This window comes from Nonomuraea sp. NPDC048882 (genome assembly GCF_040649755.1).
GTDB lineage: Bacteria > Actinomycetota > Actinomycetes > Streptosporangiales > Streptosporangiaceae > Nonomuraea > Nonomuraea maheshkhaliensis.
In genome coordinates this window covers 500,868-515,115 of the sequence record NZ_JBEZGB010000004.1, presented here as the reverse complement: position 1 = coordinate 515,115, position 14,248 = coordinate 500,868, and the positions used below count along the sequence as shown (strand labels likewise).

Sequence of the window (14,248 nt, the reverse complement as noted above, 5' to 3'; positions counted from 1 at the left end):
CCTGGCGTCCTGGGTACTCATGCGTCACCTCCATCGAGGGCTCCATCCAAAGCACGCGAATGCGGGGCGTCATGACGCACAGTGCCGTCATCATGACGTTCATGCTGTTGACCGAGATGGCGTCTCCCCCCGGCGCCAAGGAAATGGCGAGGCTGCGCGAGCGGGCCAGAGCCGGCCGGCGCGGCGCGTTCGTGGCGCTGGTCGCCTCGATCTCGCTGCTGGCCACCGCGCAGTTGATCGCCGACAGGGCTGCGACCAGGGAGCAGGTGCTGCCGCAGGCCCTGCTGTCCCTCGGCGTCTTCGCCGTCGCCGTGCCCGCGCTGGCGCTCACCCAGGTGGTGTGGGGTGTGCGCGCCCGCATGGTGCGGCGGCGCGAACATGAGCTGTACGCCTTCGTCCGCTCGGGCCGGGCCCGCCCGCTGACCCGGCTGGCCGTCGCCGCGGGCTGGACGGTGACGCTCCTGCTCGGCTGGACCGTGCCGCGCTTCTTCCGCGAGGCCGCCTGGTACACCTTCGCCGACGTGCTGGCCTGGACCGTCGAGGTCCTGTCGGTGGTGAGCGTGGCCGCGGGGGTGTTGTTCCTGCTGCTGTGGGCCCGCGACGTGGCCGGGGCCGTGACGCGCGCCCTGCGCTCGGGCGGCTCACCCGGCGATCCCTGGGACCCCGGCTTCGGCACGCGCCCGCGGAAGGGCGCGGTGCTCTGGACGGGCGCGGTCGTGGCGGTCGTGGCCCTGCTCGGGGCCCGCGCCCACCTCTGGGAGCCGGCCACCGGCACCGTCTACGTGCTGCTCGCCGCCGCGCTCGTCTGCGGAGTAGTTACTGACGAGTAGCATAGACACGGAACCCCTGCTAACAACGAGGAGCGAATCCGTGCCTTCCTCTCGTGACGTCGTGTTCGTCGACGGCGTGCGCACACCTTTCGGCAGGTCAGGGCCGAAGGGGCTGTACGCGGAGACCCGCGCGGACGACCTGGTCGTCCGCGTCATCCGCGAGCTCATCAGGCGTAACCCCAACCTGCCCCCCGAGCGCGTGGACGAGGTCGCCATCGCCGCGACCACCCAGATCGGCGACCAGGGCCTGACCATCGGCCGATCGGCGGCCGTGCTGGCCGGGCTGCCCAAGACGGTGCCCGGTTACGCGATCGACCGCATGTGCGCGGGCGCGATGACCGCGGTGACCACGGTCGCGGGCGGCATCGCGTTCGGCGCGTACGACATCGCCATCGCCGGCGGCGTCGAGCACATGGGCCGCCACCCCATGGGCGAGGGCGTCGACCCCAACCCGCGGTTCCTGTCGGAGAAGCTGGTCGACCCGAGCGCCCTGGTCATGGGCATGACGGCGGAGAACCTGCACGACCGCTATCCCACGATCACCAAGGAGCGCGCCGACGCGTACGCGGTGCTGTCGCAGGAGAAGGCGGCCAAGGCGTACGCCGACGACAAGATCCAGCCCGACCTGGTGCCGACCGCGATCAGGACGGCGGAGCGGGGCTGGGGCCTGGCCGTCGAGGACGAGGCCCCGAGGCCGGGCACCACGATGGAGGCGCTGGGCGGGCTCAAGACGCCGTTCCGGCCGCACGGCCACGTCACGGCCGGCAACTCCTCCGGCATCAACGACGGCGCCACCGGCTGCGTCGTGGCCGCCGCGAACATCGCGGAGGAGCTGGAGCTGGGGCCGAAGATGCGGCTGGTGTCGTACGCGTTCGCGGGCGTGGACCCCGAGGTGATGGGCGTGGGGCCGATCCCGTCCACCGAGCGGGCCCTGCGGCTGGCGGATCTCGACATCTCCGACATCGGGCTGTTCGAGATCAACGAGGCGTTCGCCGTCCAGGTGCTGGCGTTCCTGGAGCACTTCGGCATCGCCGACGACGATCCCCGCGTGAACGCCTACGGTGGCGCGATCGCCTACGGCCACCCGCTCGCCTCCTCGGGCGTACGGCTGATGACGCAGCTCGCGCGGCAGTTCGGCGAGCGTCCCGACGTGCGTTACGGCATCACCACGATGTGCGTCGGCATGGGCATGGGCGGCACCGTGATCTGGGAGAACCTCGCATGAGCAACGACACCAACGGCATGGACACCTGGCGTTCGCTGCTCAGCGAGCGCAACAGCGACGAGGTCGTCACCAAGGCGCTCGTGCGCGACGTACGGCTGCCGTACGGGGCCGGCACGATGGCGCTGATCACGCTGGACAACGGCTTCGACCACACCAAGCCGAGCACGTTCGGCCCGCACGGGCTGTTCGCGCTCAACGGCGCGCTGTCGGAGATCGCCCAGCGCACCGACCTGGCGGCCGTGGGCGTCACCGGCAAGCCGTTCGTGTTCGCCGTGGGGGCCGACCTCAAGGGCGCGGCGAGCCTGGCCACCCGGGAGGAGGCGCTGGCCATCGGCGCGCTCGGCCACCACGTCTTCCGGCGGCTGGGCGAGCTGGCGATCCCGTCGTTCGCGTTCGTGAACGGCGCGGCCATGGGCGGCGGGCTGGAGATCGCGCTGCACTGCAGATACCGGACGATCTCGGCGGGCGTGCCCGCGGTGGCGCTGCCGGAGTGTTTCCTCGGCCTGGTGCCTGGCTGGGGCGGCACGCAGCTGCTCCCCCGCCTGATCGGCCCGGCGAACGCGATCAAGCTGATCATCGAGAACCCGCTGTCGCAGAACCGCATGATCAAGGGCAAGGACGCGTACGCGCTGGGCGTCGCCGACGCGATGTTCGAGCCCGCCGACTTCCTGGAGGAGTCGCTGCGCTGGGCCGCCCGCGTGGTCAAGGGCGAGGTCACCGTGGAGCGGCCCGCCCGTGACGACGACTGGGCCAAGGCCGTCGGCGACGCTCGTTTCCTGGTGGACATGAAGCTGCGCGGCGCCTCGCCCGCCCCGTACCGTGCGCTCGACCTGATCGCGCTGGCCGAGACCGCCACCCGCGACGAGGGCTTCGCCGCCGAGGACGAGGCGCTGGCCGACCTGCTCATGAGCGATGAGCTGCGGGCCGGGCTCTACTCCTTCGACCTGGTGCAGCGCCGGGCCAAGCGGCCCGCGGGGGCGCCGGACGCCGCGCTGGCCCGCAAGATCACCAAGGTCGGCGTGGTCGGCGCGGGGCTCATGGCCTCGCAGATGGCGCTGCTGTTCGCCCGCCGCCTGGAGGTGCCGGTCGTGCTGACCGACCTCGACCAGGCCAGGCTGGACAAGGGCGTGGGTTACGTGCACGCCGAGGTGGACAAGCTGCTCGGCAAGGGCCGCGTGTCGCAGGACCAGGCCAACCGGCTGAAGTCGCTGGTGAGCGGCTCGCTGACGAAGGACGCCTTCGCTGACGCCGACTTCGTGATCGAGGCCGTGTTCGAGGACCTGGCGGTCAAGAAGCAGGTGTTCGCCGAGGTCGAAGCCGTGGTCTCGGCGCAGTGCGTGCTGGCCACCAACACCTCCTCGCTGTCGCTGACGGAGATGGGCGCGGACCTGGCGCATCCTGAGCGGCTGGTCGGCTTCCACTTCTTCAACCCGGTCGCGGTCATGCCACTGCTGGAGATCATCAGGGGCGCGGCGACGGACGACGCCACGCTGGCCACCGCGTTCGCCGTGGGCAAGGCGCTGAGGAAGTCGTCGGTGCTGGTCAAGGACGCTCCGGCGTTCGTGGTCAACCGGCTGCTGACCTGCTTCATGGGCGAGGTCGTCGCGGCCGTGGACGAGGGCACGCCGCTGGAGACCGCCGAGCACGCGCTCGACGGGCTCGGGCTGCCGATGACGCCGTTCGCGCTGCTGCAGCTCGTCGGGCCTGCGGTCGGCCTGCACGTGGCCGAAACGCTGCACGAGGCGTTCCCCGACCGCTTCGGCGTCTCGGAGAACATGGCCAAGCTGGTCGCCTCGGGCAAGCCGGGCGTCTACCGGCCGGACTTCACCCTCGATCAGGAGGCGGTGGCGCTCTTCGCGGGCGGCTCGTCTCCCTCCACGGCCGAGCAGGTGCGCGAGCGGGTGCTCGCCGCGCTGGCCAGGGAGATCCGCGTCATGCTGGACGAGGGCGTCGTGGCCGCCGCCCAGGACATCGACCTGTGCATGATCCTCGGCGCCGGCTGGCCGTTCCATCTGGGCGGGATCACGCCGTATCTCGACCGGACCGGCGTCGCCCGGCCGCGTTTCCTCGCGCCCGGTGTGGCCTCGCTGCCGGCCTGATTTTAAGGGCCTTTGAGGAGGCTCGCACGCGGGCCTCCTCACCTCCGCCCTGGCTCCGTCGTAGCGTATGGTGCCGTCCTACGAACGGAGAGTAACCATGATGAGAGCAGCAGGCACCCTCGCGCTCTGCGGCACCCTCCTGGCGGGCGCGTCGTCGCCCGCCCTGGCCGTCGCCCCGCCCCCCAAGGTGCAGCTCAAGATCGTCGACGCGGCCAAGAGCGGGGTGACGAAGACCGTCTGGCTGCACTGCGCGCCCGCCGGCGGCACCCACCCCAACGCCCGCGCGGCCTGCCGCCAGCTGGAGCGGGTCGGCGGCAAGCCGGCCGACCTCAACGTGCATCCGAACGCCGTCTGCACCAAGGAGCTCGCGCCGCACGCCGTCGTGGTCGTGGGCCGCTGGTACAGCTCGCGCGTGCAGTGGGCCAAGGTCTTCGCCAACGGCTGCCTGGTCCGCGCGGCCACCGGGGCGGTCGTCTCGCTCTGAGCACCCGCTGAGGGCCCGCCCCGGTGATCCCGGTCTCAGTGGCGGGCCTTCTGCCAGGGCATCGCGGTACGGCTGTGCCAGTAGCCGTAGGCGAAGTAGAGCACCACGCCGATGACCATCCAGATCAGGAACCGCAGCCAGGTCTGCACCGGCAGGTTGAGCATGAGGTAGAGGCAGGCCAGCACGGACAATGCCGGCAGCACCGGCACCAGCGGCGTCTTGAACGCCCGCGGCAGGTCCGGCCTGGTCCTGCGCAGGACGACCACGCCGATCGAGACCACCACGAACGCGAACAGCGTGCCGATGTTCACCAGTTCGGCCAGCTCGCCGAAGGAGACGAAGCCGGCCAGCGCCATCGTCACCACCCCGATGAGCGTCGTGAGCCGGGCCGGGGTGCCGAACTTGGGATGCACCTTCGCCATGGAGCGTGGCAGCAGCCCGTCACGGCACATCGCGAACAGCACCCGGGTCTGGCCCAGCAGCAGCACCAGCACCACGGTCGTCAGGCCGGCGATGGCGCCCAGGCCGATGATCGAGGCCAGCCAGGGCTGTCCGACCGCGGTGAAGGCGCCTGACAGGGGCGCCTCGGTGCTCAGCTCGCTGTAGTGCTGCATGCCGACGACGACGAGCGAGACGGCGACGTACAGGATCGTGCAGATCACCAGCGAGCCGATGATGCCGCGCGGCACGTCGCGCTGCGGATTGACGGTCTCCTCCGCGGCGGTGGCCACGATGTCGAAGCCGATGAAGGCGAAGAACACGATCGCCGCGGCGGAGAAGATGCCGATCACGCCGAACGCCACCGGCGTGATGCCGAACATCACCTGGAACAGCGGCGCCTCCAGCCCCTCCACGCGCGGGGTGGAGACCGCCTCGGGGATGAACGGCGTGTAGTTGGCGCCGTTGATGAAGAACAGCCCCGCCACGATGACCAGCAGCACCACGGCGACCTTGGTGATCACCAGGATCAGGTTGACCCGCGAGGACAGCTTGATCCCGGCCACCAGGACCGCGGTCAGGATCGCCACGATGGCGACGGCGGGGACGTTCACCACCGGATCGGCGCCGGCGATGGAGGGGGGCAGGTTCAGCCCGAACGTCGACAGCAGCGAGGCGAAGTAGCCCGACCAGCCGACCGCCACCACGGCCGCGGCCAGCGCCAGCTCCAGGATCAGGTCCCAGCCGATCACCCAGGCGGGGAACTCGCCCAGGGTGGCGAAGGAGAAGGTGTAGGCGGACCCGGCGACCGGGATGGTGGAGGCGAACTCGGCGTAGCACAGGGCCGCGAGTCCGCACACGATGCCGGCGACGACGAACGAGACGGCCACGGCGGGCCCGGCCGTCTCCTTGGCGACCTGTCCGGTCAGCACGAAGATCCCGGTGCCGACGATCACGCCGATGCCGAAGACCGTGAGGTCCGTGGCGGTCAGGCGCTTTCGCAGCTGATGTTCGGGGGCTTCGGTGTCGCGGATCGACTGCTCGACAGTCTTCGTGCGAAAGATGTCCACGATCTGCGATATTTCCCACACCCAGGGTGATCATGCCCGTAACCGGGTACAGGCTTGGATCACCTCAGGGCAGGGACAGGAGCGCGGGCCGGTGCAGCGGACCCGCGCGGGACGTCAGCGCTGGTGGTCAGTGGCGCTGGTCAGCGGCGGTGGTCAGCGGCGGTGGTCAGCGGCGGTGGTCAGCGGCGGGCGGGCTCTGCGGCGTTGCTGCGCCGAGCCACCGCCTCGGTGATCTGGCGGGCCAGGTCCTGGCCGGTCAGGCCGATCCGGCCGAGGATCTTGGCCCGCTTGGCGTGGTCGAGGAACTGCTGCGGGATGCCGTAGGTGCGTACCGGGACGTCGACGTCGGCATCGCGCAGCAGGCGGGCCACGGCGTCGCCCACGCCGCCGACGCGCCCGTTGTCCTCGACCACCGCGACCAGCTTGTGCGCGCCGGCGGCCAGGACGAGCGCCTCGTCGAGCGGCTTGACCCAGCGCGGGTCGACCACGGTGGCCGAGATGCCCTGGGCGTCGAGCAGGACCGCGGCGTCCATGCAGACCTGCGCCATCGGGCCCACGCCCACCAGCAGCACGTCGGGCTCGGCCTCGGCGGCCCGCAGCAGGTCCATCTCGCCCAGCTTGCCCACCGCCTCGATCGGCTCGGCGACCGGGCCCTTGGGGAAGCGCAGCACGGTGGGGCCGTCGGTGACCTCGACGGCCTCGCGCAGCAGCTCGGTCAGGCGGTCGCCGTCGCGCGGCACCGCGATGCCGAGCCCGGGGACGACCTGGAGGATCGACAGGTCCCACATGCCGTTGTGGCTGGCGCCGTCGTCGCCGGTGACGCCCGCCCGGTCGAGCACGACCGTGACCGGCAGGCGGTGCAGGGCGACATCCATGAGGAGCTGGTCGAAGGCACGGTTGAGGAAGGTGGCGTAGACGGCCACGATCGGGTGCAGGCCGCCGAGGGCGAGCCCGGCGGCGCTGGTCAGCGCGTGCTGCTCGGCGATGCCGACGTCGTAGATGCGGTCGGGGTAGGCCTCGGCGAAGGCGTTGAGGCCGGTCGGGTGGAGCATGGCGGCGGTGATCGCGACCAGGTCGTCACGCTCCTTGCCGAGCCGGACGAGCTCCTCGCTGAAGACGTTGGTCCAGATGCGGCCCTTGGGCTTCTCCGCGCCGGTGGCGCGGTCGAAGGCGCCGGGCGAGTGGAACTGGTCCTCGTCGTGGTTCTCCGCGGGGGTGTAGCCGCGGCCCTTCTGGGTGAGGGCGTGCACGATGACGGGGCCGCGGAAGTCGCGGGCCTGGCGCAGGGCCGCCTCCATGGCCTGCTCGTCGTGGCCGTCGATGGGGCCGACGTATTTGAGGCCGAGGTCCTCGAACATCACCTGCGGCGCCAGGACGTCTTTGACGCCCTTCTTGAAGCCGTGCAGGGCGTCGTAGAGGACGGGAACGTTGCCGATCTTGTCCTTGACGTATTCGAGGACGTCCTCGTAGCGGCGGTTGACCCGCAGCGAGGACAGGTGGGAGGCCAGGCCGCCGATCGTGGGCGAGTAGGAGCGGCCGTTGTCGTTGACCACGATCACGACCGGCAGATCCTTGATCGCGGCGATGTTGTTGAGCGCCTCCCAGGCCATGCCGCCGGTCAGGGCGCCGTCGCCGATCACCGCGACGGCGGTGCGGCCGGCGTCGCCCGAGGCGTCACGATCGCGGTGCAGCTTGAACGCCTTGGCCAGGCCGTCGGCGTAGGACAGCGCGGTCGAGGCGTGGGAGTTCTCCACGAAGTCGTGCTCGGACTCGGCCTGGCTGGGATAGCCGGACAGGCCGCCCTCCTGCTTGAGCGCCTCGAAGCCGGCGGCCCTGCCGGTGAGCAATTTATGCACGTACGACTGATGGCCGGTGTCCCAGATGATGGGGTCGCGGGGTGAGTCGAACACGCGGTGGAGGGCGATCGTGAGTTCGACCACACCGAGGTTGGGGCCCAGGTGTCCGCCGAACCTGGCGCAGGCGTCGACGAGGACATCACGGATCTCCCCCGCGAGCTGTGGCAGCTCCTCGACAGTGAGCCGTTTTACGTCCTGCGGTCCCTCGATCGAGCCCAGCAACCCGCTCACGGATCCGACCCCCTCTGCTCTTTTGCGCCGATCCCCAAGAGTCTAGTTCGCGGATGCCTCACTGACTCCATCGAGTCAAATCCACCCACATATGTCCGATCTTGACCTAGTCTTTCGGTACCTATGAACTCCGTCCCCAAAAGCAGACTCGCGACCCTTGTGGCCGCCATGCTGGCACTCGTCCTGGCAGCGACGGCTCTGGTGCTCGTTCTGGCGGACGTGGCCACGACGTCGGCGGCCCCCGTCAACGAGGGCCAGCAGCTCGCCTCACCGCCCGCCAAGCTGGCCGCCGACCGGAGACAGGGGGCCGGAGCGGCCGGCCGGTCCCGGGCGACGGCCAATCCCCTCTACAAGACCGGACGCCTCACCGACGTGAACTGCGCCCCCGGGGCGCTGCCCGCCGGGAGCATGGTGGCGTACCGGCGTTTCCTGACCCGCGTGACCTTCTGCCTGAACAAGGCGTGGGCGGCGCAGTTCCGCAAGGCGAAGATGCCCTTCGCCAAGCCGCGGCTGCGCATCATCACCAGGAAGATCAAGACGCCTTGCGGCGCGTGGAACACCGGCGCCGACGGCGTCTACTGCTCCACCGACCGCACGATGTACCTGATGATCAGCAAGTCCCAGCTGCGCAACCCGTTCCCGCTGGGCATCACCCGCCTGATCGCCCACGAGTACGGCCACCACGTGCAGCAGGTCTCCGGCATCTGGACCTACTACTGGTCCGCGCGCTCCGTCGCGGGCAAGGCCAAGCGCCTCCAGCTCTCGCGCAACTCCGAGCTGCAGGCCGAGTGCTTCTCCGCGGTCTTCATGAGCACGATGCGCGGCACCCCGCTCGTCACGGACGCCGACTGGGCGTACACGGTGGGCTGGTTCAGGAAGAACGGCGCCAAGGGCTGGCCGCAGAACGACCACGGCCGAGGACCGACGCAGGCGGCGTGGATGACGCGCGGGTTCAACCGCGGCACCCCCGGCTCCTGCAACACTTGGGCGGCCAATCCCCGAAATGTCACCTGATTGATCTTCTTTACCTGGAACTCCTTCTTTCATTAGGGTTCCGTCTCATGCGTATCCCCCGAACGGCGTTGCTGGCGGGTGCCCTGGCGAGCGTGCTCCTCGCCGGCACCGCCCACGCCGCCGCCTCCTCCTCGGCGCCCGCCTTCAAGGCGGCCTTAGCGAAGAACCCGATCTACAAGACGGGCAAGCTCGGCTACAAGACGTGCGACGAACCGGACGTCCAGAGCGCCGATCTGGACGAGGTCAGGGTCTACCTGGAGGGGGTGCTCGACTGCCTCGACGCCGCCTGGAAGCCCGTGGTCCAGCGCGCGGGCTTCACCTTCGGCAAGCCGACCCTGCGGCTGACCGGCAAGGCGGGCGTGCCGACCGGATGCGGCAAGTTCCCAGCCGGCGCCCAGGCGGTCTACTGCCCGACGAACAGGCGGATCACCTTCCTGGTGGAGCCGGGCACCGTGGAGGAGCCCAACGACCTGTGGCTGATGGTCGTGCTGGCCCACGAGTACGGTCACCACGTCCAGCGGCTCACCGGCATGCTCGGCGCGATGACGCGCTACAACGGGAAGAACGCGGCCCGGGTCCTGGACGAGTCGCGCCGGATCGAACTGCAGGCCGAGTGCCTGTCCGGGACGTTCGTCGGCAGTGTGTGGCACTCCCTGGGCCGCAAGGAGACCGACTTCACCTTCATCGCGAGGAGAGGCGGCAGCGGGTCCGTCCTGTCTCTCCTCGGCATCAAGGGCAAGGACCAGGCCCAGCAGACGCACGGCAGCGCAAAGAACATCGGCGCCTGGCTCACGCGGGGATACGACACCGAGTCGGCCGGCGGCTGCAACACCTTCAAGGCGCCCAAGTCGCAAGTGTCCTGAGCCCTCCACCGGGATCATGCGCGTTCTCCTCGCCTTCCTCGTAGCAGTGGTCACGTGCGTGGTCGCGGGACTGCTCCCGCCCGCACCCGCGCGGGCCGCGGCCAGGATCGGCCAGGGCGGGCTGCTGGGCTCGGCGGGCGGGGAGGTGGTGGCGCAGAAGTGCGCGGTCCCCGAGATCAGGCCGGGGAGCACGGCCTCGCTCCGGGCCTTCCACCGGGCGATGGCGGCATGCGCGGACCGCTTCTGGGCGGGCAGGTTCGCCGCCGCCGGGCTGGCGTACGACTCTCCCGGGGTCACGATCACCACGGGCGGCGACTCGGTCTGCGGGGCGATCACCAGCAGCGGGGCGCAGTACTGTCCCGAGCAGCGCACGATCGTCGTCCGGATCACCAAGGGCGACCTGCGGGATCCGTTTCGGATGAACCTGGCGCACTCCGTCGCGCACGAGTGGGGTCATCACGTGCAGCAGCTCATCGGGGTGCTGAACGCGCAGGCCGCCCTGTACGCGCCCGCCTCCAAGAGCGCGCGCAGGCTGCTCAGCCACCGGCTGGAGATGCAGGCCGAGTGCTTCGCCGGGGTCTTCTACAGCGCCACGCTCAAGTCGATCGGGCCGGACATCGGCTGGAAGGACTGGCTGGCGGCGGTGCGCTCGGCGAACGAGAGCGACATCCACGGCAAACCGCGCAACCTGGCGTCCTGGCAGGACCGGGGTTACCGGGGCGGGACCGCCGGGTTCTGCAACACCTGGACGGCCGGCGAGCACAAGGTCACCTGAACCCGCGACGGCCCCACGTCCGCACAATCCGGGTATTTCGCCGTAAGTCAGGGCGCGAGGCGTTCTCGCGGGTCAGGCGGTCACGCGGGCCAGGACCTCCAGCGGGTCGGCCAGGACGTGGGCGAAGGCCAGTTCGGCGGCCCCGACCAGGGTGGCCGCGTCGCCGAGGGCCGAGGTACGCAGCCGCAGCCGCTCACGCTGCGGCGCCATCGCGTGCAGGGCGAGCTGTGTCCGCACCTGCGCGGCCGACCCGAGGTAGATGTCGCGCAGAATGCCGCCGAAGACCACGATCTCCGGGTTGAAGATGTTCACCAGATTGGCCACGCCCAGCCCGAGCCAGTCGCCGACCCGGCTGAGCGCCTCCTGGGCCACGATGTCGCCCCGGTCGGCCGCCGCCACGACCGTGCGCACCGCGTCACGGCCGTGCTGCCCGGCCGCGACCCGCCCGGCCGACTCCAGCAGCGCCCGCTCCCCCACCTCGGCTTCGAGGCATCCGTGCGAGCCACAGCCGCAGGCGCGCCCGCCGGGGTTGACGACCATGTGGCCGACCTCGCCGCCGTAGCCGTCGTGGCCGCCGAGCAGGTGGCCGCCCGCGATGATGCCGCCGCCGATGCCGACGTCGCCGTGCAGGAAGATGAGGTCTCTGACGGCCGCCCCCACGCCGCGGCTGTGCTCGGCGAGCGCGGCCAGGTTGGCGTCGTTGCCCACGCTGACGGGCAGGCCGAGCCCGAGCCTGCGGGCCAGTTCGTCGCCGAACGGCACCTCGTCGGCCATCAGGTTGGGCCCGAACTTGATCACGCCGTCGCCCTTGCGCACGCCGCCCGAGACCGCCGCCGCCGCGCCGACGCAGACCGTGTCGTCCCTGGTCTTGCGGCGCATCTGCCGGGCGAACCCGGACAGCGTCCCGGCCAGCTCGTCCAGCTCGAACCGGTCGCGGTCGCGTACGCACTCCTTGCGGTCGAGGATCACCCCGCCCAGCCCCACGCGGGCCACGGCCAGCCTGTCGGGGCCCACGTCGAAGGCGAACACGTACACCCTGGCCGACTCGGGGCGCACCACGAGCGAGGGCCGGCCGGCCCGGCCCGTCTCTCGCGGCAGCTCCTCCCGCACCAGCCCCGCGGCGGTGAGGTCGGAGGTCAGGGCCATGATCGTGCTGCGGTTGAGCCCCATCTTCGCGGTCAGCTCGGCGCGCGAGATCGGCCCGCCCAGATGGACGTGGCGAAGCAGCGCGCCGAGGTTGTGGCGTCTGATGTCCTCTTGGGAGGGGCCGGCACGCATGGTCTGGGGTTCCTTCAGGGGCTGTGAGTCGCTGATCACCTTAGACCAGCGGCAGCCGCCCGCTTGCGTGCGAGGGCGTCGACTCCCGCCGCGAGCAGCAGCACAGACCCGGTGACCAGGTATTTCACGCTGGCCCCGTACCCCATCAGGCCCATCCCGTTCTCGATCACCGCCACCACGGCGCCGCCGAGCACGGCGTCGAGCACCCTGCCCTTGCCGCCGAACAGGCTGGTGCCGCCGATGACCGCCGCGCCGACCGCGTACAGCAGGACGGAGCTGCCGCCCGTGTTCGGGTCGACGGAGCTGGCCCTGGAGGCGGCCACGATGCCGCCGATCGCGGCCATCGAGGAGCAGATCACGAACGCGCTGATCTTGATCCGGTCGACCGGGATGCCGGCTCGCCTGGCCGCCTCGGTGTTGCCGCCGACCGCGTACAGGTGGCGTCCGAACCCGGTGCGGCGCAGCACCAGCGTCCACACGACCAGCAGCACCAGGATGATCGGCACCACGATCGGCACGCCGGTGAGCGAGACGAGCGCCGGGTTACGGCTGCGCTCCAGGTTGAGCGCGGCCACCGCGAGCCCGGCGAAGAGCGCCAGCATGCCGACGCGGAAGGCGATCAGCGACAGCGGGTCGGCGACCAGGCCGCGGCTCGCCCGCTTCCTGGCCCGCCTGAGCTGCACGCCGGCGAAGATCGCCACGCACGCCGCGTAGACGGCCCAGCCGAGCCAGGGCGGCAGGTTCTTGTTGGCGATGGCGACGATCACCTCGTCGCGGACGGAGATGTTCGTGCCCTCGTCCACCAGCACCAGGACCAGGCCCTGGAAGGCGAGGAACGCGGCCAGGGTGACCACGAACGACGGTATGCCGACCTTGGCGACCAGTGAGCCCAGCACCGTGCCGATGATCACGCCGGTGAGGATGGCCGCCGCCACGCAGACGTACCAGGGCAGACCCGCGCTGGCCAGGGTGACGGCGAGCACCGCCGCGCAGACGCCGCTGGCGAAGCCCGCGGACAGGTCGATCTCGCCGAGCAGCAGCACGAACACCAGGCCCATGGCGATGAGCGTGACGGCCGCGCCCTGCGTGAACAGGTTGGCGAAGTTGATCGCCGTGACGAAGGAGGGACGGGCGGCGGCGAAGACCGCGCAGAGCACGACCAGGCCGAGCACGGCCGGCAGCGCGCCCATGTCGCCGCCGCGCACCCGCTGGATGTAGGCGAGGAAGCTGTTCCTGATGGATGGGGCCTCCGCCGCCGTGACGATGGCCTCCCCGGGAAGTTCTTTGACCTTGTTCATGGGGTGACCCCGTTCTTGAGGCCCAGTTCGCCGCTGCGGCCGGAGGTGATCAGTTCGACGACCTGGGCGTGCGTGACGTCGGAGGTCTTGACCTGGGCGGCCATCCTGCCGAGGTAGAGCGCCGCGATGCGGTCGGAGACGGCGAACACGTCGTTCATGTTGTGCGAGATGAGCACGACGGCCAGGCCGGTGTCGGCCAGCCGGCGCACCAGCTCCAGCACCTGCGCGGTCTGGGCCACGCCCAGCGCCGCGGTCGGCTCGTCCAGGATGACGACCTTGCTGTTCCACAGCACGGCCTTGGCGATGGCCACGGTCTGCCGCTGGCCTCCCGAGAGGCTGGAGACCTGCTGCCTGATCGACTTCACCGTCCGTACGGACAGGCCGCTCAGGGTCTTCTCGGCCAGCTCCTCCATGCTGTCCTCGTCCAGCAGGATGCCGTTCTTGCGCTCCCTGCCGAGGAACATGTTCTGGACGATGTCGAGGTTGTCGCACAGGGCGAGGTCCTGGTAGACGATCTCGATGCCCAGCTCGCCCGCGTCGCGGGGACTGTGCACGTGGACCTCGGCGCCGTCGAAGAGCACCTGGCCCGAGTCGATCGGGTAGATCCCGCCGATGCACTTGACCAGGGTGGACTTGCCCGCGCCGTTGTCACCGACGAGCGCGGTGACCTGGCCGGGGTAGGCGGCGAACTCGACGTCGTGCAGGACCTTCACCGGACCGAAGCTCTTGTCGAGCCCGCGCACTTCAAGGAGGGGGTTCATGTGGCTCCCTAAACGGGGGTACGGCC

Annotated in this window: 12 protein-coding genes; 7 read left to right on the top strand and 5 right to left on the bottom strand. The window is 70.6% G+C overall.

The annotated features are described in order from the left end of the window. Nucleotides 1–101: 101 nt before the first annotated feature. The 4 genes from AB0C27_RS16650 to AB0C27_RS16635 all read left to right on the top strand — a co-directional run bounded on the left by AB0C27_RS16650 (nt 102) and on the right by AB0C27_RS16635 (nt 4,638). Complete coding sequence (locus AB0C27_RS16650) at nt 102–830, top strand: hypothetical protein (protein ID WP_357844244.1); 729 nt, start codon at nt 102–104, stop codon at nt 828–830. Between the two features lie 61 nt (nt 831–891). Beyond that, nucleotides 892–2,055, top strand: coding sequence for a thiolase family protein (locus AB0C27_RS16645; protein WP_357845279.1), 1,164 nt, complete (start codon nt 892–894; stop codon nt 2,053–2,055). After that, nucleotides 2,052–4,154 carry a 3-hydroxyacyl-CoA dehydrogenase NAD-binding domain-containing protein gene (locus AB0C27_RS16640; RefSeq protein WP_357844241.1) on the top strand — a complete coding sequence of 701 codons (2,103 nt, stop codon included), beginning with the start codon at nt 2,052–2,054 and terminating at the stop codon, nt 4,152–4,154. The genes AB0C27_RS16645 and AB0C27_RS16640 overlap by 4 nt, the downstream gene beginning before the upstream one ends. Before the next feature lie 97 nt (nt 4,155–4,251). Further along, a complete protein-coding gene (locus tag AB0C27_RS16635) occupies nt 4,252–4,638 on the top strand; it encodes an SSI family serine proteinase inhibitor (protein WP_346101158.1) in 387 nt (128 codons plus the stop codon). Between the two features lie 35 nt (nt 4,639–4,673). On the opposite strand, the gene AB0C27_RS16630 is transcribed toward AB0C27_RS16635, so the two are convergent. Both AB0C27_RS16630 and dxs read right to left on the bottom strand, forming a co-directional pair. Then, nucleotides 4,674–6,146, bottom strand: coding sequence for an amino acid permease (locus tag AB0C27_RS16630; RefSeq protein WP_357844238.1), 1,473 nt, complete (start codon nt 6,144–6,146; stop codon nt 4,674–4,676). A gap of 179 nt (nt 6,147–6,325) precedes the next feature. Then, nucleotides 6,326–8,224, bottom strand: a complete 1,899-nt coding sequence (dxs, locus tag AB0C27_RS16625) for a 1-deoxy-D-xylulose-5-phosphate synthase (protein WP_357845276.1) — start codon at nt 8,222–8,224, stop codon at nt 6,326–6,328. 177 nt (nt 8,225–8,401) lie between these two features. On the opposite strand from dxs, the gene AB0C27_RS16620 reads away from it, so the two are divergent. Genes AB0C27_RS16620 through AB0C27_RS16610 form a run of 3 tightly spaced genes read left to right on the top strand, consistent with a single transcriptional unit; the run spans nt 8,402 to nt 10,885 of the window. After that, nucleotides 8,402–9,247 carry a neutral zinc metallopeptidase gene (locus tag AB0C27_RS16620; RefSeq protein WP_357844235.1) on the top strand — a complete coding sequence of 282 codons (846 nt, stop codon included), beginning with the start codon at nt 8,402–8,404 and terminating at the stop codon, nt 9,245–9,247. Between the two features lie 47 nt (nt 9,248–9,294). Then, on the top strand, nt 9,295–10,110 hold the full coding sequence (locus AB0C27_RS16615) for a neutral zinc metallopeptidase (protein ID WP_357844232.1): 816 nt from the start codon (nt 9,295–9,297) through the stop codon (nt 10,108–10,110). 16 nt (nt 10,111–10,126) lie between these two features. After that, nucleotides 10,127–10,885 carry a neutral zinc metallopeptidase gene (locus tag AB0C27_RS16610; protein ID WP_357844229.1) on the top strand — a complete coding sequence of 253 codons (759 nt, stop codon included), beginning with the start codon at nt 10,127–10,129 and terminating at the stop codon, nt 10,883–10,885. 72 nt (nt 10,886–10,957) lie between these two features. Here AB0C27_RS16610 and AB0C27_RS16605 read toward each other — a convergent pair whose 3' ends face one another. Genes AB0C27_RS16605 through AB0C27_RS16595 form a run of 3 tightly spaced genes read right to left on the bottom strand, consistent with a single transcriptional unit; the run spans nt 10,958 to nt 14,222 of the window. Then, entirely contained in the window at nt 10,958–12,163 is a 1,206-nt protein-coding gene (locus AB0C27_RS16605; protein ID WP_357844226.1) for an ROK family transcriptional regulator, read from the bottom strand. Between the two features lie 35 nt (nt 12,164–12,198). Next, nucleotides 12,199–13,461, bottom strand: a complete 1,263-nt coding sequence (locus AB0C27_RS16600) for an ABC transporter permease (protein WP_357844223.1) — start codon at nt 13,459–13,461, stop codon at nt 12,199–12,201. Next, the gene (locus tag AB0C27_RS16595; RefSeq protein ID WP_357844221.1) at nt 13,458–14,222 is read right to left on the bottom strand and encodes an ATP-binding cassette domain-containing protein; all 765 of its coding nucleotides are present in this window, start codon (nt 14,220–14,222) and stop codon (nt 13,458–13,460) included. The genes AB0C27_RS16600 and AB0C27_RS16595 overlap by 4 nt, the downstream gene beginning before the upstream one ends. Nucleotides 14,223–14,248: the final 26 nt, after the last annotated feature.